General features: G+C 68.1%; 24 protein-coding genes and 1 riboswitch. Of the genes, 8 read left to right on the forward strand and 16 right to left on the reverse strand.

Features of this window, described 5'->3' with window-relative positions; all coding sequences use genetic code 11:
• Window positions 1-29: 29 nt before the first annotated feature.
• The 9 genes from metF to IB258_RS20685 all read right to left on the reverse strand — a co-directional run bounded on the left by metF (window position 30) and on the right by IB258_RS20685 (window position 8,523).
• Window positions 30-878, reverse strand: a complete 849-nt coding sequence (metF, locus tag IB258_RS20645; protein WP_119450159.1) for a methylenetetrahydrofolate reductase [NAD(P)H] — start codon at window positions 876-878, stop codon at window positions 30-32.
• Window positions 878-1,213, reverse strand: a complete 336-nt coding sequence (locus tag IB258_RS20650) for a phage holin family protein (RefSeq protein WP_006389784.1) — start codon at window positions 1,211-1,213, stop codon at window positions 878-880. Before IB258_RS20650 ends, metF begins: the two co-directional genes overlap by 1 nt.
• Before the next feature lie 120 nt (window positions 1,214-1,333).
• Complete coding sequence (gene ahcY / locus IB258_RS20655) at window positions 1,334-2,752, reverse strand: adenosylhomocysteinase (protein WP_054457001.1); 1,419 nt, start codon at window positions 2,750-2,752, stop codon at window positions 1,334-1,336.
• 100 nt (window positions 2,753-2,852) lie between these two features.
• Window positions 2,853-2,988: riboswitch (S-adenosyl-L-homocysteine riboswitch) on the reverse strand.
• A 35-nt stretch (window positions 2,989-3,023) separates the two neighbouring features.
• Window positions 3,024-4,130 (reverse strand): glycosyltransferase family 1 protein, encoded by a 1,107-nt coding sequence (locus tag IB258_RS20660; protein WP_175162368.1) that lies wholly within the window; start codon window positions 4,128-4,130, stop codon window positions 3,024-3,026.
• 78 nt (window positions 4,131-4,208) lie between these two features.
• A complete protein-coding gene (locus IB258_RS20665) occupies window positions 4,209-4,445 on the reverse strand; it encodes a DUF1289 domain-containing protein (RefSeq protein WP_054457003.1) in 237 nt (78 codons plus the stop codon).
• A gap of 111 nt (window positions 4,446-4,556) precedes the next feature.
• A complete protein-coding gene (locus tag IB258_RS20670; RefSeq protein WP_192353132.1) occupies window positions 4,557-5,444 on the reverse strand; it encodes an alpha/beta fold hydrolase in 888 nt (295 codons plus the stop codon).
• Complete coding sequence (gene leuD, locus IB258_RS20675; protein WP_054457007.1) at window positions 5,441-6,088, reverse strand: 3-isopropylmalate dehydratase small subunit; 648 nt, start codon at window positions 6,086-6,088, stop codon at window positions 5,441-5,443. Before leuD ends, IB258_RS20670 begins: the two co-directional genes overlap by 4 nt.
• Window positions 6,085-7,506 (reverse strand): 3-isopropylmalate dehydratase large subunit, encoded by a 1,422-nt coding sequence (leuC, locus tag IB258_RS20680; protein ID WP_192353133.1) that lies wholly within the window; start codon window positions 7,504-7,506, stop codon window positions 6,085-6,087. Before leuC ends, leuD begins: the two co-directional genes overlap by 4 nt.
• A 36-nt stretch (window positions 7,507-7,542) precedes the next feature.
• Window positions 7,543-8,523 (reverse strand): tripartite tricarboxylate transporter substrate binding protein, encoded by a 981-nt coding sequence (locus IB258_RS20685; RefSeq protein ID WP_054457011.1) that lies wholly within the window; start codon window positions 8,521-8,523, stop codon window positions 7,543-7,545.
• A gap of 125 nt (window positions 8,524-8,648) precedes the next feature.
• Between IB258_RS20685 and IB258_RS20690 the strand changes: the two genes are divergently transcribed.
• Window positions 8,649-9,572: a LysR family transcriptional regulator gene (locus IB258_RS20690; protein WP_054457013.1), complete on the forward strand. Its 924-nt coding sequence runs from the start codon at window positions 8,649-8,651 to the stop codon at window positions 9,570-9,572.
• A gap of 39 nt (window positions 9,573-9,611) precedes the next feature.
• On the opposite strand, the gene IB258_RS20695 is transcribed toward IB258_RS20690, so the two are convergent.
• A complete protein-coding gene (locus IB258_RS20695) occupies window positions 9,612-10,616 on the reverse strand; it encodes an Lrp/AsnC family transcriptional regulator (RefSeq protein ID WP_192353134.1) in 1,005 nt (334 codons plus the stop codon).
• 81 nt (window positions 10,617-10,697) lie between these two features.
• On the opposite strand from IB258_RS20695, the gene IB258_RS20700 reads away from it, so the two are divergent.
• Entirely contained in the window at window positions 10,698-12,014 is a 1,317-nt protein-coding gene (locus IB258_RS20700) for an MFS transporter (RefSeq protein ID WP_054457017.1), read from the forward strand.
• A 79-nt stretch (window positions 12,015-12,093) separates the two neighbouring features.
• On the forward strand, window positions 12,094-13,521 hold the full coding sequence (locus tag IB258_RS20705) for an amidase (protein ID WP_054457019.1): 1,428 nt from the start codon (window positions 12,094-12,096) through the stop codon (window positions 13,519-13,521).
• Window positions 13,522-13,591: 70 nt separating this feature from the next.
• Here IB258_RS20705 and metK read toward each other — a convergent pair whose 3' ends face one another.
• Window positions 13,592-14,755 (reverse strand): methionine adenosyltransferase, encoded by a 1,164-nt coding sequence (metK, locus tag IB258_RS20710; RefSeq protein ID WP_059374170.1) that lies wholly within the window; start codon window positions 14,753-14,755, stop codon window positions 13,592-13,594.
• 278 nt (window positions 14,756-15,033) lie between these two features.
• On the opposite strand from metK, the gene IB258_RS20715 reads away from it, so the two are divergent.
• Genes IB258_RS20715 through xerC form a run of 5 tightly spaced genes read left to right on the forward strand, consistent with a single transcriptional unit; the run spans window position 15,034 to window position 19,455 of the window.
• Window positions 15,034-15,900: a lysophospholipid acyltransferase family protein gene (locus tag IB258_RS20715; protein ID WP_192353135.1), complete on the forward strand. Its 867-nt coding sequence runs from the start codon at window positions 15,034-15,036 to the stop codon at window positions 15,898-15,900.
• Between the two features lie 34 nt (window positions 15,901-15,934).
• On the forward strand, window positions 15,935-16,825 hold the full coding sequence (locus IB258_RS20720) for a lysophospholipid acyltransferase family protein (RefSeq protein WP_054457026.1): 891 nt from the start codon (window positions 15,935-15,937) through the stop codon (window positions 16,823-16,825).
• 21 nt (window positions 16,826-16,846) lie between these two features.
• Complete coding sequence (gene dapF, locus IB258_RS20725) at window positions 16,847-17,758, forward strand: diaminopimelate epimerase (RefSeq protein WP_054457028.1); 912 nt, start codon at window positions 16,847-16,849, stop codon at window positions 17,756-17,758.
• A gap of 3 nt (window positions 17,759-17,761) precedes the next feature.
• Entirely contained in the window at window positions 17,762-18,439 is a 678-nt protein-coding gene (locus IB258_RS20730; RefSeq protein ID WP_054457030.1) for a DUF484 family protein, read from the forward strand.
• A 20-nt stretch (window positions 18,440-18,459) separates the two neighbouring features.
• A complete protein-coding gene (gene xerC, locus IB258_RS20735; protein WP_192353136.1) occupies window positions 18,460-19,455 on the forward strand; it encodes a tyrosine recombinase XerC in 996 nt (331 codons plus the stop codon).
• Between the two features lie 58 nt (window positions 19,456-19,513).
• On the opposite strand, the gene IB258_RS20740 is transcribed toward xerC, so the two are convergent.
• Genes IB258_RS20740 through IB258_RS20760 form a run of 5 tightly spaced genes read right to left on the reverse strand, consistent with a single transcriptional unit; the run spans window position 19,514 to window position 23,747 of the window.
• Window positions 19,514-20,521, reverse strand: a complete 1,008-nt coding sequence (locus IB258_RS20740) for a nickel/cobalt transporter (protein WP_192330335.1) — start codon at window positions 20,519-20,521, stop codon at window positions 19,514-19,516.
• Complete coding sequence (locus IB258_RS20745; protein ID WP_225590465.1) at window positions 20,521-21,204, reverse strand: DUF1007 family protein; 684 nt, start codon at window positions 21,202-21,204, stop codon at window positions 20,521-20,523. The genes IB258_RS20740 and IB258_RS20745 overlap by 1 nt, the downstream gene beginning before the upstream one ends.
• On the reverse strand, window positions 21,165-22,142 hold the full coding sequence (locus IB258_RS20750) for a metal ABC transporter substrate-binding protein (protein WP_225590466.1): 978 nt from the start codon (window positions 22,140-22,142) through the stop codon (window positions 21,165-21,167). Before IB258_RS20750 ends, IB258_RS20745 begins: the two co-directional genes overlap by 40 nt.
• Window positions 22,143-22,164: 22 nt before the next feature.
• Complete coding sequence (locus tag IB258_RS20755; RefSeq protein WP_054457039.1) at window positions 22,165-23,031, reverse strand: metal ABC transporter permease; 867 nt, start codon at window positions 23,029-23,031, stop codon at window positions 22,165-22,167.
• Window positions 23,028-23,747 carry a metal ABC transporter ATP-binding protein gene (locus IB258_RS20760; RefSeq protein WP_119450151.1) on the reverse strand — a complete coding sequence of 240 codons (720 nt, stop codon included), beginning with the start codon at window positions 23,745-23,747 and terminating at the stop codon, window positions 23,028-23,030. Before IB258_RS20760 ends, IB258_RS20755 begins: the two co-directional genes overlap by 4 nt.
• Window positions 23,748-23,756 lie beyond the last annotated feature (9 nt).

The following is a 23,756-nucleotide window of genomic DNA, read 5'->3' on the forward strand; positions in this document are numbered from 1 at the left end:
GGCTTGGCCTTTATGGCGAGTGCAGCCTGTTACGCCTGCACCGCTAGCTCCTTCCACACCGCCAGCGGCGCTTCCGCGTGGTTCAAGGTGTAGAAATGCAGGCCCGGCGCGCCGTTGTCCAGCAGCGTCTGGCACAGCTCGGTCACCACGTCCACGCCGAAGGCGCGGATGGAGGCCTTGTCGTCGCCGAACTCGGCCAGGCGCAGGCGGATCCAGCGCGGCACTTCCGCGCCGCACATTTCCGAGAAGCGCAGCAGCTGCGTGTGGTTCGTGATGGGCATGATGCCCGGCACGATGGGCACGTTCACGCCCTTGGCCTGGGCCCGGTCGACGAAGTCGAAGTAGGCGTCGGCGTTGAAGAAGTACTGCGTGATCGCGGCGTCGGCGCCGGCTTTCACCTTGTTCACGAAATGGTTCAGGTCGGCGGAGGGATTGGCCGCCTGGGGATGCATTTCGGGATAGGCCGCCACTTCGATGTGGAACCAGTCGCCCGTTTCCTCGCGGATGAACGACACCAGCTCGTTGGCGTAGCGCAGTTCGCCCGCATCGCCGCCCATGCCCGAGGGCAGGTCGCCGCGCAGGGCCACCACGCGCCGCACGCCCTCGTTCTTGTAGGCCTGGAGGATGTCCCGCAGATCCTGGCGCGTGGCGCCGACGCACGACAGGTGCGGCGCCGCCTCGCAGCCCAGGTTGCGCAGCGTGCGCACGGCATCCGCCGTGCCGGCGCGGGTGGAGCCGCCCGCGCCGAAGGTCACGCTGACGTACTTGGGCTGGATGGCCAGCATCTGCTTGGCCGCGCGCACCAGCCGCTCCTGGCCGGCCAGGTCGCGCGGAGGGAAGAATTCCAGACTGAAAGCGGGAGTAGTCGAGTCAGACATTAGGGGATCAGCTTCGTGAGCAGGCCAGAGATGATGCTGTACAGGATCGCACCGCCCACGGCCCACCAGAACCCGTTGACCTGGAAGCCCTTCAGCACGGAGCCGACGAACCAGAACAACAAGGCGTTGATGACGATGAGGAAGAGACCGAGAGTGACGATCGTGATGGGCAGTGTCAGCAGCACCAGCACCGGTTTGACCAGCATGTTCACCAGGCCCAGCACCAGCGCGGCGATGAGCGCCGATCCGAAGCTGGCCACGGTGATGCCGGGCAGCAGGTAGGCCACGGCCAGCAGGGCCACCGCGTTCAGGATCCAGACGAGTATCAATGCCATGTTCGATCTCCTGTTGTGAGCCCGCTGGCCCTGCCGCGGCGATACGTACGCGACAGGGGTCCTGCGGACCGGAAAGCCCGCGCCGGCATGGCGCGGCACTTTCCTATTTTGCTACAACCATCAATAGCGGTAGTGCTCGGGCTTGTAGGGGCCTTCGACCGGCACGTTGATGTAGTCGGCCTGATCCTGGCGCAGCGTCGTGAGCTTCACGCCCAGCTTCTTCAGGTGCAGGCGGGCGACCTTCTCGTCCAGGTGCTTGGGCAGCACGTAGACCTGACCCGACTGGTAGGCTTCGTTGCGCGTGAACAGCTCGATCTGGGCGATGGTCTGGTTGGCGAACGAGGACGACATCACGAACGACGGGTGGCCGGTGGCGCAACCCAGGTTCACCAGGCGGCCCTGGGCCAGCAGGATGATGCGCTTGCCGTCCGGGAAGATGACGTGGTCGACTTGCGGCTTGATCTCTTCCCACTTGCAGTCGGCCAGGCTGGCGACGTCGATTTCGTTGTCGAAGTGGCCGATGTTGCACACGATGGCCTGGTCCTTCATGGCGTTCATGTGCTCACGCGTGATGACGTGGTAGTTGCCGGTGGCGGTGACGAAGATGTCGCCGTGCGCGGCGGCTTCTTCCATGGTCACGACCTTGAAGCCTTCCATGGCAGCCTGCAGGGCGCAGATCGGATCGACTTCGGTGACCCAGACCTGGGCGCGCAGCGCGACCAGCGCCTGGGCGCAGCCCTTGCCCACGTCGCCGTAGCCGGCCACGACGGCAACCTTGCCGGCGACCATCACGTCGGTGGCGCGCTTGATGCCGTCGACCAGCGATTCACGGCAGCCGTACAGGTTGTCGAACTTGGACTTGGTGACCGAGTCGTTGACGTTGATGGCGGCAAAGGCCAGCTCGCCCTTTTGCGACATCTGGTACAGGCGATGCACGCCGGTGGTGGTTTCTTCCGTCACGCCCTTGATCAGGGCCAGGCGGGTCGAATACCACTTGGGATCGCGCTTGAGGGTTTCCTTGATGGCGGCGAACAGGATGCGCTCTTCGTCGCTGCCCGGGTTGGCCAGCACCGAGATGTCCTTCTCGGCCTTGGTGCCCAGGTGCAGCATCAAGGTGGCGTCGCCGCCGTCGTCGAGGATCATGTTGGCGTTTTCGCCATTGGGCCATTCGAAGATCTTGTGGGTGTACTGCCAGTACTCTTCCAGCGTTTCGCCCTTGACGGCGAAGACCGGGGTGCCCGACGCGGCGATGGCGGCGGCGGCGTGGTCCTGCGTGGAGAAGATGTTGCACGAGGCCCAGCGCACTTCGGCGCCCAGGGCCACCAGCGTTTCGATCAGCACGCCGGTCTGGATGGTCATGTGCAGGCTGCCGGCGATGCGCGCGCCCTTGAGCGGCTGCTTGGCGGCGAATTCCTCGCGGATGGCCATCAGGCCGGGCATTTCGGTTTCGGCGATGGCGAGTTCGCGGCGGCCCCAGCCGGCCAGCGACATGTCGGCGACGAGGTAGTCGGAGAAGGATTTATCGGTCACAGCGTTCATGGTGTGTAGGCTCCACGTGAAATACGAACGGCGCAGGATATGGCCGGACAACGCGAAGGCACCACGAAGGTCGAGTGCTCGCCTTTCCCGCCATATGCGACAAAGGTGAGCGCCGTTGCTGTAGCGCCGCGCAAGGCGCGCCGCTTGAACAAGGATTCCTGAGCCTGGCGAGCCTGGCTCCGCTTGCCGTGCCGGCTGGCGGGAACCGCAGGGTCGTCGCAACGCTCCTCAGGATTGCCGGGCATTGTACCCGGGAACCGTGCGCCAGGGATCAAACCCCTGGCTCCCTGGCGGGCATTTCGCCACCCGGCCGCCGCGCAAGCATGGCCCCTTCAGGGACGCACGACGCCTCGGCATGTTCCGCGCCGCGGGCGCTCCCATCCAGCGGCACCAGTGCAGCCAGCAGGGTCGCGGCCACCGAGTCCCAGCTGCGCGTCAGGGCATGTTCGCGCACCGCATGGCGGTCCAGCGACAGGGCCGAGCGGCAGGCATGGGCCAGGTCTTCGTCCAGGAAACCGGTGACGCCCTGGGTCACCACCGCCAGCGGCGCTTCGCTGCGGAAAGCGGCCACCGGCGTGCCGCAGGCCATGGCCTCCAGCATGACCAGACCGAAGGTGTCCGTCAGGCTGGGGAAGACGAAGGCGTCGGCCGACCCGTAGAGCGCCGGCAGCGCTTCGTCTTGCCGCATGCCCAGGAAAATCGCGTCGGGAAAGCGCTTCTTCAGCCGCGCCTCATCCGGCCCCGCCCCCACCACTACCTTGCTGCCCGGCAGGTCCAGCGACAGGAAGGCGTCCAGATTCTTCTCGCGCGCCACGCGGCCCACGCTCAGGAATACGGGACGGGGCAGGTCCGGGAAGGCCTCGCCCGCCCCCGGCTGGAACTTGCGCGGGTCCACCCCGCGCGACCAGATCTGCAGGTTGGCGAGGCCGCGCCGCGCCAGCACGTCGCGCACCGTGGGCGTCGGCACCAGCACCCGCTGCGAGGGCCGGTGAAACCAGCGCAGATAGCGCCAGGGCAAGGCCGCCGGGATGCCCATGCGCGCCTGCAGGTAGTCCGGGAACATAGTGTGGAACGAAGTCGTGAAGCGCCAGCCCCGCGCCAGCGCCATGCGGCGGGCGGCCAGTCCCAGCGGACCTTCGGTGGCGATATGCAGGGCGTCGGGCACGAGGTCGCCCAGGATGCGGCGCAATTGCCGGCCGGGCTGCAGACACAGCCGCAGGTCGGGCTCCGAAGGCGCCGGCACGGTGCGGCTGCCCTGCGGGTTCACCACGATCAGCTCGTGGCCCCATTCTCCGAGGATCTGCTGCATGGTCGTCCAGGTGCGGACGACGCCATTGACTTGCGGATGCCAGGCATCCGTGACCAGGACGATGCGCATGATGGAGCCGGAAGTGGGCAATAGCGCGATTTAGCCCGCGCCATGTGACATGCCCAAGACGGCCTGCGCGGCCGCCGGCTAGTTGTTGCGGCGGGGATACCCTTGCGCCGTGATGCGCACCCAGACTTCGCGCTTTTCCTCTTCCGTCATGAACACCCAGTTGGCGACTTCCATGGCGGTGCGGCCGCAGCCGCGGCAGATGTCGTCAAACAGCGTGGAGCAGACGGCCACGCAGGGCGAATCCGAAGCCTTGAAGGCGCGTTGCGCGTCTTCGGCGTCGGGGAGTTTGGAGAGGTCGACGTGGTGCTGATTCATCGGGCGTAGGTTAACACCGGCAGTGCGTCCCCTTTTAGAAGGCCCTATGCCCCGCCCGGACTTGAATGCCTGTCCGCGCGCGGGGTGCTACATGCGGGCCGAGCCCTGCCGCTAGCGCCAGCCGAAGAACTCTCCGGCCTGCGCCAGCAGCGCGTCCGGGCACTCTTCCGCAAGATAGTGCGCGCCCGGCAACGGGCCTCCGGACACCTCGTCGGCGATCGCGCGCCACAGCGCCAGCACGTCGAAGTTCCGGCCCACCGCGCCGCGCTCGCCCCACAGCGCACGCAGTGGCATGCGCAGGCGTTCGCCGGCCTCCCGGCCGGCGCGGTCGTGCTCCAGGTCCAGCGTGGCGGAAGCGCGGTAGTCCTCGCAGATGCCCGTGGCCCAGCCGGGCAGTTGCGCCGCGCGTTCGTACTCGGCCATGGCCTCGGCGGAAAAGTGCGCCAGCCCGCCAGGCCGTCCGCCCATCACGGAACGCAGGTAGAACACCGGGTCGCGCTGGATCATGGTTTCGGGCAGCGGCGCCGGCTGGATCAGCCAGAACCAGTGGAAATAGGCCTGGGCGAAGGCGCGCGTGGTGCCTTCGTACATGTCCAGCGTGGGCGCGATGTCCAGCAGCATCATGCGGCTGACGGCGGCGGGATGGTCCAGCGCCAGCCGGTGCGCCACGCGCGCGCCGCGGTCGTGCGCCAGCACCTCGAAGCGCTCGTGGCCCAGGGCGCGCATCAGCTCGATCATGTCGGCCGCCATCTCGCGCTTGGAATGGGCAGAATGGTCCGGCGATGCGGCAGGCTTGTCGCTATCGCCGTAGCCGCGCAGGTCCGCCGCCACGCAAGTGCGGTGGCGCGTCAGTTCCGGCCAGACGCGATGCCAGATGGCGTGGGTCTGGGGATGGCCGTGCAGCAACAGCAACGGCGGGCCAGCGCCGTCGACGCGGGCTGCGATCTCGATGCCGTTGGCCACGATGCGGCGCACGGGCAGGTCGAAGAATGCGGTCATATGGCCTCTCGGTCCAGGCGGTCGCGCACGCGGCGCGCCAGGTCTTTCATCCAGGGGTGCCGCGCCCAATGCCCGGCCTCGAAACGTTCCACCTCGTCCAGCTGCTGCAATGAGGCGCCCACCATGTCCTGCCCCTGCACGTACATGCGGCGGTGACGTTCTGGCAGCGTGAACGCCGCTGTCCAGCCGTCCATGGCGGTGACGCTCCCTGCCGCCACATCGATGCTGACGCGGTTGGTGGCCGTATTGGACACCCTGGCGAGCAAGGCGTCGATCTCGGCCGGCGCCAGGCTGATCAGCAGCAGGCCGTTGTTTACGGCATTGAAGTAGAAGATCTCGCCGAAGCTGGGCGCGATCACCGCGCGGATGCCGAACTGCTGCAAGCCCCACACCGCATGCTCGCGACTGGAGCCGCAGCCGAAATTCGGCCCCGCGACCACGATGGACGCCCCGGCATAGGCGGGCTGGTTCAGCACGAAATCGGGCCTGGGCGCGCCGCCCGCATCAAAGCGCAGGTCATGCAGCAGGCCGCGGTCCAGCCCTGCCTTGTCGATGATGCGCAGAAACTGCTTGGGCATGATCTGGTCGGTGTCCAGATTGGAAAAAGGCAGCGGCGCGGCAACGCCCTCGATGGTTGCGGTCATGCGTGTTGCTCCCAGACGCGGACGTCGACAATGCGGCCGGCCAGCGCGGCGGCGGCGGCCATCGCCGGAGACATCAGGTGCGTGCGGCCCGCGCGCCCCTGCCGGCCTTCGAAATTGCGGTTGGTGGTGGAGGCGCAGCGCTCGCCCGGGCTGAGCACGTCGTCGTTCATGGCCAGGCACATGGAACAGCCAGGCTGGCGCCATTCGAAGCCGGCCTCGATCAATTGCGCCGCAATGCCTTCGGCCTCGGCCTGTGCGCGCACCGCACCCGATCCGGGCACCACCATGGCCCGCACGCCGGCCGCTACCTTGCGGCCGCGCACCACGGCTGCCGCCGCGCGCAGATCCTCGATGCGTCCGTTGGTGCAGGAGCCGATGAACACGCGGTCTATCGGCACGCCGGCTATCGGCGTACCCGGCGTCAGGCCGATATAGTCCATGGCCTTCTCCAGCGCCAGGCGGGCCAACGCGTCGGGCTCGGCCTGCGGGTCCGGCACCACGCCATCCACCGGCATGGCCTGATCCGGGCTGGTGCCCCAGGTGACGAAGGGCGCGATCGCGGCGGCATCCAGCACGTGCTCGGCATCGAACACGGCGTCCCCGTCCGAGCGCAGCGTGGCCCAATAGGCGCGGGCCTGGGCCAGCGTCTCGCCTTGAAGTTCGGGCGCATGCGCGGCGACGTAGGCCTCGGTGGTGGCGTCCGGCGCGATCAGCGCGGCGCGGGCGCCGGCTTCCACCGTCATGTTGCACAAGGTCATGCGGGCCTCGGCGGACAGCGCGGCGATGGCCTCGCCGCAGAACTCCACCGCATGGCCGCGCGCGCCTTGCGCGCCGATGCGGTGCACGACGCAGATCACCAGGTCCTTGGCGGTGACGCCGGCCGGCAGCGCGCCATCGACGCGAATGCGCATGTTGCGCGCCACGCGGTACGCCAGCGTCTGCGTGGCCAATATGTGTTCGACCTCGGACGTGCCGATGCCGAAGCCCAGCGCGCCCAGCGCGCCGTAGGTGGTGGTGTGGCTGTCACCGCACAGCACCACCATGCCCGGCAGCACCATGCCATGCTCGGGCGCGATCACGTGTTCGATGCCTTGCAGCGGATCGGTGGTGTCGAACAGCGCGATGCCCTGCTCGTCGCAATTGCGCTTGAGGTTCAGCGCCTGGCGCGACGAAGCGTCGTCGGCGATCACGCGCAGTGCCGCCGGCACCGGATGCGTGGGGATGATGTGGTCCACCACCGCCATCTGCTGCCCGGGGCGCAGCACGCCGCGCCCGCGCGCGGCCAGGCCGCTGAAGGCCTGCGGGCTGGTGTATTCGTTCATGATGTGCAGGTCGACGTAGAGCAGGATGTGCTCGTCGTCGATCCGGGCCACCTCATGGCTGGCCACCAGTTTGTCGTACAGCGTCTTGCCGGGCATGTCTTGCGTCCTTCGTAGTTGGGTCTTGCGGCCCGGTCAGTTGGCCTGGATGCCGGCGTCCTTGACGATGCCAGCCCAGCGCGTCATCTCGGCGGCTACCATGGCGTCCGTCTTGGCGGGCGAGGAAATCAGCGGATCGAAGCCCTCGCGGCCCATGCGCTGCGCCAGCTCCGGCGAACGCAGGGCTTGTTCGAGCTTGGCGTTCAGCGTGTCGATCACGGCTTGCGGCGTGCCCGCGGGCGCGCTGATCACGAACCAGGTGTTGAACTCGTAGCCGGGCAGCCCGGACTCGGCGATGGTGGGCACGTCGGGCAAGAGCGGCGAACGCGTGGTGCCGGTCACGCCCAACGCCTTGAGCTTCTTGCCGTCGACCTGTGGCTTGGCTGCGGACAGCACCGGAAAGCTCATCTGCACCTGGCCGCTGATGGTGTCCACCATGGCCGGGCCGCCGCCCTTGTAGGGCACGTGCAGGATCTGGGTCTTGGACACCGACTTGAACAGTTCCGCGGCCATGTGGAACGTGCTGCCCGTGCCTGCCGAACCGAAGCTCAGGTCGTTGGCGGGCCGCGCGCGCACATAGGCCAGCAGCTCGCTCACATTGGCCACGGGCAACTGGTTGGTCACCGTCAGCACATGCTGCGACGTTCCTATCGTGCCGACCGAACGCAGGTCCTTGGCCGTGTCGAACGGCATGTTCTGGAACAGCGCTGGGTTGATCGCCAGCGACATGGTGTTGACGGCCAGCGTGTAGCCGTTGGGCTCGGCGCGCGCCACTGCGGCCATGCCGATGTTGCCGGAAGCGCCGGCGCGGTTCTCCACCACGACACTCTGCCCCAGGGCGCGGCCCCAGGCGTCCGAAATCAGTCGCGCGGCGATATCCACGCTGCCGCCGGGCGCGAACGGCACGATGAGCGTCACGGCGCGCTGGGGAAAGGCGTCGGCGGCGGCGGCCGGTTGGGTCCAACAGGATGCGGCAATGGCCGCGCATAGAACGCCGGCCGCTTTGTTGATCTTCATTCCTGGTCTCCTCGGTTGGCCGCGCAGGCGGCTCTTTAGTGGTGAGGCCAGTGTATAAGCGGGTCTTCTTCTTATAATTGCTAATCCAGATAAAGCTTTATTAAATTCAGTTTATAAATAAGCGCATGGACGCCCTCTCCGATCTCGCCTTCTTCTCACTGGTAGTGAAGCACGGCAATCTGTCCGCCACCGCCCGCGAACTGGGCCTGACGCCGCCCGCGGTCAGCACGCGCCTGGCCAAGCTGGAGCAGCGCCTGGGCGTGCGGTTGCTGAACCGCACCACCCGCCGGGTCAGCGTCACGCAGGAAGGTGAGCTATATCTGGCCGAGGGCGCACGTATCCTGACGGACCTGGAGGCGCTGGAACGTTCCGTATCGAGCGCCCGCGCCCGTCCCCAAGGGCTGCTGCGGCTGAACGCCACGTTCGGCTTCGGCCGCGCCCACATCGTGCCCGCCGTGTCGGACTTCGCCCGCCAGTACCCGGAAGTGGAAGTGCAGATGCGGCTGACCGACAGGCCGCTGAACCTGATCGAGGAAGGCTTCGACGTGGCGGTGCGCTTTGGCGACCTGCCCGATGCGCGCCTGACCGCGCGCAAGATCGCCTCCAATCGGCGGCTGCTGTGCGCGTCGCCGCGCTACCTCGAAATCCATGGCGAGCCGCGCGCGCCGGGCGACCTGCAACGCCACCGCTGCATCGTGGTGCGCGAGAACGACGTGGCCTACGGCACCTGGCGGCTGGAATCGGGCCAGCGCGCGGAGACCGTGAAAGTGCGTGGTCCGCTCAGTTCCAACGACGGGCAAAGCGCCCTGGAATGGGCGCTGGACGGCCACGGCATCGTCATGCGTTCGGAATGGGAAACGGCCGAGCACCTGCGCGCCGGCCGCCTGCGCGCGGTGCTGGCCGACTGGCGCACGCCGCCCGCGGACATCCACGCGCTGTATCCCGAACGCCTGAACCTTCCGGCCAAGACGATCGCTTTCGTGGAGTTCCTGTCGCAGCGCTTCGCCCGGCATCTGCGCGCGCCGGGTTCGGACGACGCGGTCTGGTGAACACGCCGCGTCATATTCCGCACTGACGGGGACGCAACGCTACGCGTCCGCCCCCAGCCGCGCGCCGGCGCGCACGATGCCGCAGCGCTTGTGCGCCCGCATCACCACGCCGACTTCGCTGTTCAACACGCCATCCAGCTCGCCCAGGCGGCGCGTCACCACGTCCCACAGGTGCAGGCTGTCGCGGCACAGCACGTGCCAGAACAGCTGCGACGCGCCGCTGGTGCCGAACAGGCAGCGGGTGTTGGGATCCAGCGCCAGATGCGCGGCCAGCGCGTCCACGGCTTGAGGGCGCACTTGCACGGAGATAACCGCCTCCACCGGAAAGCCGACCAGCGCCGGCTCCACTTCCACACGGAAACTCAGCGCGCGGCGCTCCACCATGTTGTGCAAGAGACGCTGCGCGGTGGGCTCGCTGACGCCAGCCTGCTCGGCCAGTTCGGCCAGGCTGGCGCGGCCATCACGCATCAGCCAGGCCACCATGCGCTGCTCGGCGTCCGTCAACGCCGCGGGCGGCTGCGCCATGGCGGACTCGGCCGCCGCTGCGTCGGGCAAGGCCTGGATGCGCCACTGGCCGGCGCGCCGGAACGGCCGCAGCACCAGCCGCGCCTCCACGTGCTCCACCCCGTCGATGGACGGCAGCACGCGCGTGACCACGTCCGGCATGTCGGCCGCGTCCGCCAGCGTCAGCTCGGCCATCAGGTCGGCCGAACCGGCCAGCGTGACCACCAGCTGGCTCAGGTCCAGCCGCGCCAGCTGATCGGCCACCTCGGGCACGCGGCCCGACCGGCAGCGCACCCAGGCGTGCAGCACCACGCCGCGGCCGGTGGCCAGGGGATCGGGTTCCGCGATGACACGCAGGGCATCGGCATCCATCAGGCGCTTGATGCGGCGCGCGACAGTGCGCTCGGGAATGCCGGTGGCGGCTCCCAGCTCGCGCCAGGACGCGCGCGGGTCCGCCTGCAGCGCGATGAGACAGGCGAGATCGGTGTCGTCCAGCCCCGGAGCTAGGGGCTTACCCTTACTTGACGTGTCCATATTCATTAAATTAACGTTCGCGCATTGATAAAAACATAAAATTAAACGGTCTTTTTGACCAAAAATAAATTCTTATTTGAGGTTTTCATGAGCAGCACTTCAGCGCCCCTGCGCAAGCCGCAGGGGGCAGCCGCCTCGGCCGGCACCGCGCCCGTTTCCCGCTCGCGCACCATTCTGGCCGGTAGTGTAGGCAATGCCGTCGAATGGTTCGACTGGACCATCTACGCGTCCTTCGCCATCTTCTTCTCCAGCCAGTTCTTCCCCGAAGGCAATGAAACCACGGCCCTGCTGGCGACCTTCGGCATTTTCGCGGTGGGCTTCTTCATGCGTCCGGTCGGCGGCTGGCTGCTGGGCATCTTCTCCGACCGCTACGGCCGCAAGGCCGCGCTGGGCCTGACCATCCTGATGATGGCCGGCGGCTCGCTGATCATCGCCGTCACCCCCACCTACGCCTCCATCGGCCTGGCCGCTCCGTTGCTGCTGACCGCTGCGCGCCTCTTGCAAGGCCTGTCGCTGGGCGGAGAGTATGCCTCGGCCACGACCTTCCTGGCGGAAATGGCGCCGCCCAACAAGCGCGGCTTCTATTCCAGCTTCGTGTTCTTCAGCGCCGCCGTGGGCATCCTGGCCGCCTCGGCCATCGGCTGGGTGCTGACCTCGACCTTGACCAAGGTCGAGATGGCCGCCTGGGGCTGGCGCATTCCGTTCTTCCTGGGCGCGCTGGGCGGCCTGGCCGGCATGTGGATCCGCCGCTCGATCCCGGAGACCGAAGCGTTCTCGCACGCCAAGAAGGCTGGCGTCGAAAAGCAGCCGCTGCGCACGCTGCTGCGCGACCATCCGCGTGAAGTGCTGCGCATCGTGGGCTTCTCCATCCTGACCACGTTCGCGTTCTACATCTTCGTGGCCTACGTGCCCACCTACGCCATCCGCCAGGTGCATGCCGACCCAAAGACCGCGTTCGCCGCCAACACCGTCGCGCTGATCGTGTTCATGCTGGTGCAGCCGCTGTTCGGCATCCTGTCCGACCGCATCGGCCGCAAGCCGCAGCTGATCTTCTTCGCCGCCGGCTACCTGGTGTTCTTCTATCCGCTGATGACCACGCTGGGCCCGTCGTTCGGTTCGATCCTGGCGGTGGAGCTGTTCGGCCTGGTGCTGTACGCCATGTACACCTCGATCGCGCCGGCCATCATGTCGGAACAGTTCCCCACCAGCGTGCGCGCCGTCGGCATCGGCACGCCGTACAACCTGGTAGTGGCCCTGCTGGGCGGCACCACGCCCTACCTGCTGACCTGGCTGCAAAGCAAGGGCATGGAGCGCTGGTTCTTCTACTACGTGCTGGCGGGCGCCGTGATCACCCTGATCACCTTCATCCGCATGCCGGAAACCAAGGGCCAGAGCCTGAAGTAAGCAGAGAGAACGAACGTCACGCAATAGCGCTTTCCGGTTCCCGCGGGACCGGAAAGCTTTTTCTTTTCCGATGAGACCCATGCCAGCACTAGACACCGCCCTGCACTTCCAAGACGCCCAGGCCCTGGCCGGCGCCATCCGCCGGCGCGAACTGAGTTCGCGCCAGGTCACCACCCACTTCCTGGACCGCATCGAGCGCGCCCCCGCGCTGGCCGCCTATAGTGAAGTCACGGCCGAGCGCGCGCTGGCCCAGGCCGACGCCGCCGACCGCCTGCTGGCCGCGGGCATTGTGCTGGGTCCCCTGCACGGCGTGCCCGTGGCGGTAAAGGACAGCGTGCAATGGGACGGCGTCAGCGCCAGCCTGGGTTCGCTTGCCTTGCAAGGCCGGATCAGCGGTGAAACGGCGGTGCCGCTGCACAAGCTGGCCGCCCAAGGCATGGTGGTGCTGGGCAAGACCCGCATGACCGAGTTCGCCTTTGGCCTGTCGGGCCAGAACCCCACCCAAGGCACGGCGCGCAACCCTTGGGACGCGCAGACGGCGCGCGCGCCGGGCGGCTCGTCCAGCGGCGCCGGCGTGGCCGTGGCCGCGGGCCTGGCGCCGCTGGCGCTGGGTGGCGACACCGGCGGCTCGGTGCGCGCGCCGGCGGCTCTGAATGGCCTGGTGGGCTACAAGCCGTCCACCGGCGTGATCAGCCGCGCCGGCTGCCTGCCCTTGTCGGACACGCTGGACGTACTGGGTCCGATCACACGCACGGTGGCGGATGCCCGGCTGCTCACCCGACTGCTGGCCGGCCCCGACATCGGCGACGCGGCCACGCTGGAATTTCCCGCAAGCGCCATCGCCGCCTTGCGCCAGCCCGCCGCGCGCGCCCCCGGTCCGGTGGCGGTGCTGGCGCCCGACGCCTGGCCCGCTTCCTTGGCCGACGCCGGCCTGCGGGCCTGGCGCGAAGCCGAGGAAAACCTGGCGCGGGCCGGCTACACGCCCACGCCCTGGCATCCGCCCGCGGCCCTGTCCTTTGCCCGCATGGCCGACGACAACTCGCTGGTGCTGGCCTATGAGGCCTACCGCTATTACGGCGCGCTGGCCGAAGACCCGGCCACGCCGCTGTGGGAAGTGGTGCGCAAGCGCATCGCGGCCGGCGGCCGCATCGCGCAGGCCGACTACGAAGCCGCGCTGCAACGCCGCGCCGCCGACATGGCAGCGTTCGCGCAAGCGATGCAAGGCCTGGACGCCCTGCTGATGCCCGCCTGCGACCAGGCCGCGCAAGCGCTGGACGCCGACGATACGCGCCACGCCGGACTGGGCAAGCTGCTGCGTCCCGCCAACTTCCTGGGCGCGGCCGCCATCTCGCTGCCCGTGGGCTTCGATGCCGAAGGCATGCCCATGGCGGTGCAATTGCTGGCGCCGGCAGGCGGCGACGCGGCAATGCTGGATTGCGCCGCGGCGCTGGAGCCGGTGCTGGCGCCTAAGCTGCGCCGGCCCGATCTGTCGGCCTGGGGACTGTAAGGTCCCTGCCGCAATGAAAAAGCCCCCGCGTTTTTTCGCGGGGGCTTTTCTTATTCAAGCGCCAGGAAGGTTACGCGCTCTTCTTCAGCGCCTGCACCTTGTCCGTGGCTTCCCACGAGAATTCCGGCTCGGAACGGCCGAAGTGGCCATAGGCCGCGGTCTTGGCGTAGATCGGGCGCAGCAGATCCAGCATGTTGACGATGCCCTTCGGACGCAGATCGAAGTGCTCGCGCACCAGCTTGGCGATCTGGTCGTCGGGGATGACGCCCGTGCCTTCCGTGTAGACGGTGATGTTGATGGGCTCGGCCACGCCGATGGCGTAGCTGACCTGCACCTGGCACTGGCGCGCCAGGCCGGCGGCCACGATGTTCTTGGCCACGTAGCGGGCGGCGTAGGCGGCCGAGCGGTCGACCTTGGAAGGATCCTTGCCCGAGAACGCGCCGCCGCCGTGCGGGCATGCGCCGCCGTAGGTGTCGACGATGATCTTGCGGCCGGTCAGGCCGCAATCGCCTTGCGGACCGCCGATGACGAAGCGGCCGGTCGGGTTGACCAGGAACTTCGTTTGCGGCGTGATCAGGCCTTCGGGGAAGCTGGGCTTGATGATGTCTTCGATCACCGCTTCGCGGATGGTCTCTTGCGAGACCTCGGGCGCGTGCTGGGTCGACAGCACAACGGTGTCGACTTCAGCCGGGCGGCCGTCGATGTAGCGGAACGTCACCTGCGACTTGGCGTCGGGACGCAGCCACGGCAGACGGCCGTCCTTGCGCAGTTCGCTCTGGCGCTGCACCAGGCGGTGCGCGTACCAGATCGGGGCCGGCATCAGGTCGGGGGTTTCGTCGCAGGCATAGCCGAACATCAGGCCCTGGTCGCCCGCGCCCTGGTTCAGGTAGTCCTCGGAGCTGCGGTCCACGCCCTGGGCGATATCCGGCGACTGCTTGTCGTAGGCGACCAGCACCGCGCAGCCCTTGTAGTCGATGCCGTATTCGGTGTTGTCGTAGCCGATGCGGCGGATCGTGTCGCGCGCGACCTGGATGTAGTCGACGTTGGCGGTGGTGGTGATTTCGCCAGCCAGCACTACCAGACCAGTGTTGCAGAGGGTCTCGGCTGCGACGCGCGCATTCGGGTCCTGCGTGAAGATCGCGTCCAGGATCGAGTCGGAGATCTGGTCGGCAACCTTGTCGGGGTGCCCTTCGGAGACGGATTCGGAAGTAAAGAGAAAGTCGTTGTTGGCCACAGATGCGTCCTTGGTGGCCGGCGTTGCCGGCGCATAGGTTCACGAGGCGCGTTGCACCCCTGACCGCAAGACATACGCAAATCTGGGCGCGACGCTTTAGCGGATTTGGCAAGAGGCGCGCAAAGCGCTATACCCTTGCCGTCGCCCCGCAAGTTGTCGGTTAACTCGGCGACTGCGCTATTTTAAGCGAAAATGCGGTTCTGCCGCCAAAGCTGGGGGACGTATGCATATAGACCCAGACCCAGGCGCACTTTCTGTCCGTCCCATTTTTCTGCCGCATGCTGCTCTTCCTGTTCAGATCATTCGCCGCCCTGCCCCTTTCCGTCGCGCATGCCGTGGGGCGGCTGGCCGGGCGTGCGATCTACGCCTGGCCGGGCAAGTATCGCCGGCGGCTGCAGGCCAACGCGGCCCAGGCCGGCTACCCCGATCCGGCCTTCGCGCGACGCGCGGCGGGCGAAATCGGCGCCATGATCCTGGAGAGCCCGCGGGTCTGGTTCCGCAATGAACAAAGCCTGGCCCAGGTGATCTCGGACGACAACGACGTGGTCAGCGCGGCCCGCGCCGAGAACCGCGGCATCCTGTTCCTGACGCCGCATCTGGGCTGCTTCGAGATCACCGCGCGCTACCTGGCCCGCCAGATGCCCATGACCGTCATGTTCCGGCCGCCGCGCAAGGACGTCCTGGCCCCGCTGCTGGAAACCGCGCGCAACACCTCGGCCGTCAACGCCGTGCCGGCCACCATGCAGGGAGTGCGCGAATTCGTGCGCGCCCTGCGCCGCGGCGAATCCGTCGGCATGCTGCCCGACCAGGCGCCCAGCGTGGGCGACGGCGTCTGGGCGCCGTTCTTCGGGCGCATGGCCTACACCATGACGCTCCCCGGCAAGCTGGCCACGCAGACGGGCGTGCCCATCATCCTGACCGCAGGCGAACGACTGCCGGGAGGCCGGGGCTGGCGCATCCACTATGTGCGCGTGCCCGAGCCGCTGCCCGCCGACGCCGCCGAGCAGGCCGCGCTGCTCAACGCCGCCATGGAAACGCTGATCCGCCGCTGCCCGGAGCAATACCTCTGGAGCTACAACCGCTACAAGACGCCGCGCGGCGCGCCGCCGGCTCCCGCCGCCGACACTGCTACTCCGGCAAGCTGAACCGCCGCGCCCTGTCCGCTCCCTATTACCGACCATGACTGATTTCAAAACGCGCGCGCTGACATCCCTGTTGAAATGGTTCGGCCGCATCAAGCCGTCGACCCGGCAGCGCATCGGCGCAACCCTGGGCTGGCTGGCCCCGCGGCTGGCCAAGTCGCGCGCCCGAATCGTGCGCCGCAATCTGGAACTGTGCTTTCCCGACCAGCCGGAACACGTGCGCGAACAGTGGGTCGCGGACCATTTCCGCGCGCTGGCGCAATCCATCGTCGACCGCGGCGTGCTCTGGTACGGCACGCCCGAAGCCATCAAAGACATGGTTACGCAAACTGGCGCGGACCGCATCAACGCGCTGACCGCGCAGGGCCGCCCGGTCATCCTGCTGGCGCCCCATTTCATCGGGCTGGACGCGGCCGCGACGCGGCTCACCATGGAGGTGCCCAGCGCCGCCACCATGTACACGCCCCAAAGCGACCCCCAGGTCGACGCCATCGTGGCCGCCGGCCGCAAGCGCTTCAACGAGGTCTTTCTGGTCAGCCGCAAGGACGGCGTGCGCGACCTGATCCGCCACCTGCGTGAGCCCCGCCCCGTCTACTACCTGCCGGACATGGACTTCGGCCGCCAGGGCGCCACCTTCGCGCCGTTCTTCGGCGTGCCTGCGGCGACGTTGCTCGCCACCGCCCAGCTGGCCAAGAAATGGGATGCCGCCGTGCTGCCCATCCTGGACTTCTGGAACCCGGATACCGGCCGCTACCACGTCGAAGTGCTGCCGCCGCTGGCCGACTTCCCCGGGACCGAATCGCTGGAAGACGCCACCGCGCGCCTGAACCGCGAGCTGGAATCCTGGGTGCGCCGCTGCCCCAGCCAGTACTACTGGGTCCATCGCCGCTTCAAGACCCGTCCGCCGGGCGAACCCAAACTCTACTGAGTCCGCAGCTCGCGCCCCAATATGGGCGATAATCCAGTGATGAACTGGAACTTCACCAAAATGCATGGCGCGGGCAACGATTTCGTCGTGCTCGACGGGGTCCGCCAGACCATCGAAATGACGCCCGAGCGCGCCCGCGCCTTGGGCGACCGGCATTTCGGCATCGGCGCCGACCAGATCCTCCTGGTCGAACCCGCGACCCGGCCCGATGCCGATTTCCGTTACCGCATTTTCAATTCCGACGGCAGCGAGGTCGAGCACTGCGGCAATGGCGCGCGCTGCTTCGTGCGCTTCGTGCACGAGCAGGGCCTGTCCGACCGCAACCCGCTGCGCGCCGAAATCGCCACCGGCATCCTGGTGCTGGACCAGGGCGACGACGAGCAGGTCACCGTCGACATGGGCAGCACGCGCTTCGAGCCCGCCGCGCTGCCGTTCGACACCGCAGGCCTCGCATCGCGGGTCGAAGGCCAGGACGCGCTGTGGGAACTGGAACTGGACGCGCCCGCCGGCCTGCCGCGCACCGTTGCGCTGTCCGCCGTGGCGATTTCCAATCCGCACGCCGTGCAGGTGGTGGACGACGTCGACACCGCGCCCGTGTCCGTTCTCGGTCCCCTGATCGAAACCCATCCGCGCTTCCCGCGCCGCGTCAACGCCGGCTTCATGCAGATCGTGGATCGCAACAACATCCGCCTGCGCGTGTTCGAACGCGGCGCCGGCGAAACCCTGGCCTGCGGCACGGGCGCCTGCGCCGCCGTCGCGGCCGGCATCCGCCGCGGCCTGCTGGACTCGCCGGTGCGCGTGCAAGCGCGCGGCGGCGTGCTGACCGTCGCCTGGAACGGCGAGCAATTGCGCATGACCGGCCCTGCCGAGTCCGTCTTCACGGGGCAGGTCGATATCGACAAGCTCGTCTTCTCCATGGGGCTGAACCGATAAGCCATGACTGATACCGCTATTACCGCTCAGGACGTCGCTGATTTCCTGCAAGAGAACCCCGGCTTCTTCGACGATCACGCTGACGTCTTCGCCACGTTGCAGGTGCCGCATCCGCATGGCTCGCGCGCCATTTCGCTGGGCGAACGCCAGATCCTGACGCTGCGCGAGCGCAACCGCGAACTCGAATGGCGCCTGAACGAACTCGTGCGCAACGCCACCGCCAACGAAAGCATCGGCACCCATGTGGCCAAGTGGTGCTGCCGCCTGCTGTCCGAATGCGATCCGCAGCATGTACCAGGCGAAATCGCCCTGGGGCTGGCCGAACAGTTCGAGCTGAACCATGTGGCGCTGCGCCTGTGGGACCTGTCGGAACTGCCCGCAACCGGCTACGGCGAACCCGTCACGCAGGACGTACGCACCTTTACCGACAGCCTGAAGACGCCGTACTGCGGCACCGACACCGAATTCGAAGCGGCCGGCTGGCTGGATGCCAAGCCCAAGTCGCTGGCGCTGGTGCCGCTGCGCCTGGAAGCGGACGGCCCCGCCGTCGGCCTGCTGGTGCTGGGTTCGGACGACGCCGAGCGCTTCACGCCTGAAATGGGCACGACCTTCCTGGAATCCATCGGCCAGCTGGCTTCCGCGGCGCTGCATCGGCTGAATCCGGCCTCGCCCAAGGCCTAGCGGTGACACGGGCGGACGCCATGCCGACAGTCACGCAAGCGCAAGACGCGGCCCCGCCCGATACTCCCCTGCCGGACGCCATGAGCGCCTGGCTGCGCCATCTGGAAACCAACCGGCGCTACTCGCCCCACACACTGGACGGCTATCGCCGCGAACTGCATTTCCTGCGCGAGCTTGCCGACCAGGCCAAGCTGCCGCTGGACAAGATCGGCAACGGCCACATCCGCCAGTTCGTGGCGCGCCTGCATGCCCAGGGCCGCGGGCCCCGCAGCCTTGCGCGCACGCTGGCGGCCTGGCGTGGCTTCTATCAATGGTGGGCCCCGGCCATCGAGCTGGCCGGCAATCCGGTGGCCGGCGTGCGCGCCCCCAAGGCGCCGCGCGGCCTGCCCAAGGCCCTGTCCGTGGAGCAGACCCAGGCCTTGCTGGACCGCGCGCCCGCGCAAGTGGCGAACGAACCCGCGGCGCTGCGCGACCAGGCCATGTTCGAACTGCTCTATTCCAGCGGCCTGCGGCTGTCGGAGCTGGTCGGGCTGGACCTGCGCTATGAACGCTCCGGCAATTACGAATCGCGCGGCTGGCTGAGCCTGGAAGAGGCCGAGGTCATCGTGCTGGGCAAGGGCGGCAAGCGCCGCTCGGTGCCGGTGGGCCAGGCGGCTCTGGCCGCCCTGCGCAAATGGATCGCGGCGCGCCCGCAGCTCACGCCCTTCACGGCGCAGCCCGAGGACGCAGCCGCGTTGTTCCTGGGCGCGCGCGGTCGGCGCATCTCGCCGCGCGTGGTGCAACTGCAGCTGGCTCGCATCGCGCAGCAGGCCGGCGTGCCCACGCACGTGCACCCGCACGTGCTGCGCCACAGCTTCGCCAGCCATGTGCTGCAATCCGCGCAGGACCTGCGCGCGGTGCAGGAAATGCTGGGCCACGCCAACATCTCCACCACACAGATCTATACGCGGCTGGATTTCCAGCACCTGGCCCGCGCCTACGACCAGGCGCATCCTCGGGCCGGACGCAAATCCTGAACGCGTCGGGTCCGACGCATTCTGGTGAAACAGCTACGCAAATTCGCGCGACCGTTCCCTAGCCGCCTCCCGCGATCACGCCGCCCAGCAGCATCACCCCCAGCAACAGCACCGCCAGTGCCGCCAGCGCTTCCACGCCATAGCGCAGGCGCGCCGCGCCAACACCGGACAGTCGGCTGCCGACGCGCGTGGCCGCGCCCCCGGCCGCAACCGCCAGGCACGCCAGCGCCGCCACCGTCAGTCCGGTACCCAGGCCCATCGCCAGGGCCGAAGCCACGCCGGCCAGAAAAAAGCCCTGCGCCAGCGCGAACACCAGCACGATCAACGCGCCGCTGCACGGGCGCAAGCCCACGGCCAGGATCGCCGTTGCCGCGCGACGCCAGTTCAACGGGCCAGACACCTGCGCCGGCGCGGGCACATGTGCGTGGCCGCAGCCGCAATCGTGATCGTGATCGTGGTGATGATGGTGAGTGTGCTCATGTCCATGCCCATGGCCGTGCTCTGGCATCGACCCCGTAGACGCCCGTCCAGCACGGGTCCGCAACAGCGGACGAACCGCCTTGACCCACACCAGCCACATGCCCAACAAGGTCACCAGCGCATAGGAGCCGAGTTCCAGCCAGCGCGTCGCGTTGTTCATCGTGGCCGCGGTGGCGTTGAAGATCAGCGCCAACACCGCCACCAGCGCAATCGCCACCAACGCCTGGATCAGCGCGGACGCCAGCGCCAGCAGCGCGCCGTTGCGCGCGGTCTGGCGGTTGGCCAGCACGTAGGAAGAGATCACGGCCTTGCCATGTCCCGGCCCCAGGGCATGGAATACGCCATAGGCAAAGGACAGGCCGATCAAGGCCCAGGCCGCGCCGCCTTCGGCCTGCCAGGCGCGCACCGCGCCCGTCAGCTGCCGGTAGAAATGGCTTTGCCAGACCGATACCTGACCAAAAAAGCCGGCCAGCCAACCCGGCCCGCCCGCGCCCGCCCCGCTCTCCGGCACGCCGAAGGGGTGCGCGCCCTGGGCCGCGGCCGCGCCCGCACCGCCCAGCAGCAGCACGGCCAGCAGCGCGAGCATTACCCGCAACGCACCTCGATGCGGTGCGTCAGCCCCTTGGTGATCGCAAAAAGCTCGTCCGGCAAGGCGTCCGGGTCGGCCGGGATCGCGGCCAATTGCTGCATGGTTTTCCAATCCAGTTCCTTGGGCTTGCGGTAGGCGGACGTGCAGGTCTTGGCGCCCTGTCCGCCCAGCGATACCGCGCCGCTCTCATCGAAGGCGTAGGCCACGAAATAGGTGGGATCGTAGATGTCCACCTGCGCGCCGCCTGCGTCCGGCGCCACTGGCGTGGCCAGCGGCAAAGTGAAGGACAGCGTCAGCCGCGTGGTCTTTGGGTTCCAGTCGACGCGCGCATCTTGCGGGGCCGCGAAAGCCAAGGTCTTGCCGTCCACGGTGACGCGGGTGAAGTAGTGCGAGATCGGTTCGCCCAACGCCTGCATCCAGTCCCGCGCCATGCCCTGCAGGATCTCGGGCGACAGCGAACCGTCCTTGCCCTTCTTCAATCCCTGCGTGGCGTAGGCGCCGAACATCTCGTCAAACAGCCAGACCTGCCGCACCGCCGTGATGCGCTGCTGTCCATCGATATCGATCGCCGCGCGGGCATCGATCCACATATGCGGGTGCGCGCGGGCGGCGCCTGCCGCCAGCAGCATCGCCGCCGCGGTCAGGGCTGCATGGCCGCGGCGAGCTGACGTGCGTTCCATTCAAACATTTCCAGGTAGGTGGCGCCGGGCTGTCCGGGCTTGGACAGGGCGTCGGAATAAAGCGTACCACCCACCTTGGCCCCGGTTTCGCGGGAGATCTGCTGGACCAGCTTGGGGCTGCTGATGTTCTCCACGAATACCGCAGGCACACGCTCGCGCTTGACCTGTTCGATGATGCGGGCCACCTCGCCTGCGGCGGGTTCCGCATCCGTCGACACGCCCATCACGGGAATGAACGCCACGCCGTAGGCATCGCCGAAGTAACCGAAGGCGTCATGGGAAGTCACGATCTTGCGGCGCTCGGCCGGAATCGCGGCAAAGGTCTTGCGGACCTGCGCGTCCAGCGCCTGCAGGCGCGCGATATAGGCTTGCGCGCGCTGGCGGTAGGCGTCGGCATGCGCGGGATCGGCGGCAGCCAACCCTTCGGCCACATTGCGGGCGTAGATGACGCCATTGGCCAGGTTCTGCCATGCGTGCGGATCGGCGCCGCCGTGATGGTGATGACCATGACCATGGCCATGGTCGTGGTCGTGGTCGTGGTCGTGGTCGTGCCCATCATCATGCCCGCCGCTCGCGAACGTGCGCGTCTTCACGCCCTGGGACGCGACCACGGTAGCGCCGGCAAAGCCCGACGCCTTCGCCAGGCGCGGCATCCAGGTCTCGAAATCCAGGCCGTTGACGAACAGCACACGCGCGGCAGCCAGCTTCTTCGCATCGCCCGGCGTCGGCTCATATTCGTGCGCGTCGCCATCGGGCCCCACCAGCGTGGCCACGCTGACGTCGGCGCCGCCCACTTCCCGCACGATGTCGCCCAGGATGGAAAAGCTGGCCACGGCCTTCAACGGTTCGGCGGCCTGCGCGGTTCCGAACAGCGCCGACAGGCACAGGCCGGCCGTGGCGAGCAGCGCGCGGCGGCGCGCCAGGGAATGGAAACGCATGGCGTATCTCCTATTGGATGAGTCAGGCGCGGCGCATGCGGCGTCGCGCCGGCAGCAGCCCGCCTTGCGGGCCGCCCACGATGGAAAACAGATAAAAGGCGCCGGCCGCCAGGATGATCGCGGGCGAGGCCGGCACATTGAAGTGGTACGAAATGAGCAGACCGGTCGTCGAGGCTGTCACGCCCAGTCCCGCGGCCAGCGGGATCTGGCGGGCGGCAGAACGGACCCAGAAGCGCGCGGCGGCGGCCGGCAGCATCATGATGCCGACCACCATCAACGTGCCCAGCACCTGAAAGCCCGCCACCAGGTTCACCACCACCAGCACCAGGAAAGCCATGTGGACCCAGCCTCCGCCGCCGCCGCTGGCGCGCAGGAAACCCGGGTCCAGGCATTCGGCCACCAGCAGCCGGTAGATCGCGGCCAACGCCAGGAGGGTCACGCTGGCCGTGGCCGTCACCAGCAGCAATGCCGCGTCGTCCAGCCCCAGCACCGTGCCGAACAACACGTGCAGCAGATCCATATTGGAGCCGCGCAGGGACACCAGCAGCACGCCCAGCCCCAGCGATATCAAATAGAACGCGGCAAAGCTGGCGTCCTCGCGCAGCGGCGTCATACGCGCCACCAATCCCGCCAGCAACGCCACGGCCAGCCCCGTGACGATGCCGCCCAGCATCATTGCGCCCAGCGACAGTCCGGCCAGCAGAAAGCCCGCTGCCACGCCTGGCAGGATGGCATGCGACATGGCATCGCCCATCAGGCTCATGCGCCGCAGCACCAGGAACACGCCCAGCGGCGCCGCGCCCAGCGACAGGGCGCAGGCGCCGGCCAGCGCGCGTCGCATGAAACCGTAATCCAGGAAGGGCGACGCCACCCATTGCGCCAGGCTCATGCGCGGACCTCCGCCAACCACTGCCGCGCCCGCTTCAGATGCGCGTCGTTCAGCGTGTGCTCGGTGTCTCCCCAGGCCACCACCGAACCGGACAGCAGCAGGCACTCGGGGAAATGGTCACGCACCAGATCCAGGTCATGCAGCACCGCAATCACGGTGCGGCCCTGGCCATGCAGGCCGCAAAGCAGGGCCATCAGGTCGTCCGCCGTGTGGCTGTCCACGGCGGCGAAGGGTTCATCCAGCAGCAGCACGGGCGCGTCCTGCACCAGCATCCTCGCGAACAGCGCACGCTGCATCTGCCCGCCCGACAGCGCGTCCACGCCGCGTCCGGCCGCGTCGGCCATGCCCACGGTCTCCAGCGCGTCCATGCAGCGCTCGAGCTCCTGGTTCGCATATCTGCGCCATCCCCCCACTCGGCGCCAGGCGCCCATTGCCACCAGGTCCAGCACCGACACCGGGAACGAACGGTCCAGCTCCGCGGCCTGGGGCAGCCAGGCCAGTTCCGAACGGCCCGCGCCGCTGATGCGCACGCTGCCGGCCATGGGACGCAGCACACCCATGATGCCCTTGATCAGCGTGGACTTTCCCGCTCCGTTGGGACCCACTACGGCGGTCATGCCGCCCGCGGCGAAACGCCCCGACACCGATTTGAGCGCGGCGTGCCCATGCCAACCGAAGGACGCGTCGTCCAGCTCGATGGTGACCGGCGCGTTCATCGCACCCAC

The sequence above is a fragment of the Achromobacter sp. ACM02 genome, from assembly GCF_014851605.1.
Classification (GTDB): domain Bacteria; phylum Pseudomonadota; class Gammaproteobacteria; order Burkholderiales; family Burkholderiaceae_B; genus Achromobacter; species Achromobacter aegrifaciens.

Bases quoted from the DNA above. Each gene is read 5' to 3' on its own strand.
- IB258_RS20695 (WP_192353134.1), bottom strand. From the start codon at position 10,616: ATGAATATGGACACGTCAAGTAAGGGTAAGCCCCTAGCTCCGGGGCTG.
- IB258_RS20715 (WP_192353135.1), top strand. From the start codon at position 15,034: ATGCTGCTCTTCCTGTTCAGATCATTCGCCGCCCTGCCCCTTTCCGTC.
- dapF (WP_054457028.1), top strand. From the start codon at position 16,847: ATGGGCGATAATCCAGTGATGAACTGGAACTTCACCAAAATGCATGGC.
- IB258_RS20755 (WP_054457039.1), bottom strand. From the start codon at position 23,031: ATGAGCCTGGCGCAATGGGTGGCGTCGCCCTTCCTGGATTACGGTTTC.
- IB258_RS20750 (WP_225590466.1), bottom strand. From the start codon at position 22,142: ATGCGTTTCCATTCCCTGGCGCGCCGCCGCGCGCTGCTCGCCACGGCC.
- IB258_RS20720 (WP_054457026.1), top strand. From the start codon at position 15,935: ATGACTGATTTCAAAACGCGCGCGCTGACATCCCTGTTGAAATGGTTC.
- IB258_RS20670 (WP_192353132.1), bottom strand. From the start codon at position 5,444: ATGACCGCATTCTTCGACCTGCCCGTGCGCCGCATCGTGGCCAACGGC.
- IB258_RS20660 (WP_175162368.1), bottom strand. From the start codon at position 4,130: ATGCGCATCGTCCTGGTCACGGATGCCTGGCATCCGCAAGTCAATGGC.
- ahcY (WP_054457001.1), bottom strand. From the start codon at position 2,752: ATGAACGCTGTGACCGATAAATCCTTCTCCGACTACCTCGTCGCCGAC.
- IB258_RS20700 (WP_054457017.1), top strand. From the start codon at position 10,698: ATGAGCAGCACTTCAGCGCCCCTGCGCAAGCCGCAGGGGGCAGCCGCC.
- metF (WP_119450159.1), bottom strand. From the start codon at position 878: ATGTCTGACTCGACTACTCCCGCTTTCAGTCTGGAATTCTTCCCTCCG.
- IB258_RS20705 (WP_054457019.1), top strand. From the start codon at position 12,094: ATGCCAGCACTAGACACCGCCCTGCACTTCCAAGACGCCCAGGCCCTG.
- leuC (WP_192353133.1), bottom strand. From the start codon at position 7,506: ATGCCCGGCAAGACGCTGTACGACAAACTGGTGGCCAGCCATGAGGTG.
- IB258_RS20665 (WP_054457003.1), bottom strand. From the start codon at position 4,445: ATGAATCAGCACCACGTCGACCTCTCCAAACTCCCCGACGCCGAAGAC.
- IB258_RS20730 (WP_054457030.1), top strand. From the start codon at position 17,762: ATGACTGATACCGCTATTACCGCTCAGGACGTCGCTGATTTCCTGCAA.
- IB258_RS20760 (WP_119450151.1), bottom strand. From the start codon at position 23,747: ATGAACGCGCCGGTCACCATCGAGCTGGACGACGCGTCCTTCGGTTGG.
- IB258_RS20740 (WP_192330335.1), bottom strand. From the start codon at position 20,521: ATGCTCGCGCTGCTGGCCGTGCTGCTGCTGGGCGGTGCGGGCGCGGCC.
- leuD (WP_054457007.1), bottom strand. From the start codon at position 6,088: ATGACCGCAACCATCGAGGGCGTTGCCGCGCCGCTGCCTTTTTCCAAT.
- IB258_RS20650 (WP_006389784.1), bottom strand. From the start codon at position 1,213: ATGGCATTGATACTCGTCTGGATCCTGAACGCGGTGGCCCTGCTGGCC.
- IB258_RS20690 (WP_054457013.1), top strand. From the start codon at position 8,649: ATGGACGCCCTCTCCGATCTCGCCTTCTTCTCACTGGTAGTGAAGCAC.
- IB258_RS20685 (WP_054457011.1), bottom strand. From the start codon at position 8,523: ATGAAGATCAACAAAGCGGCCGGCGTTCTATGCGCGGCCATTGCCGCA.
- IB258_RS20745 (WP_225590465.1), bottom strand. From the start codon at position 21,204: ATGGAACGCACGTCAGCTCGCCGCGGCCATGCAGCCCTGACCGCGGCG.
- xerC (WP_192353136.1), top strand. From the start codon at position 18,460: ATGCCGACAGTCACGCAAGCGCAAGACGCGGCCCCGCCCGATACTCCC.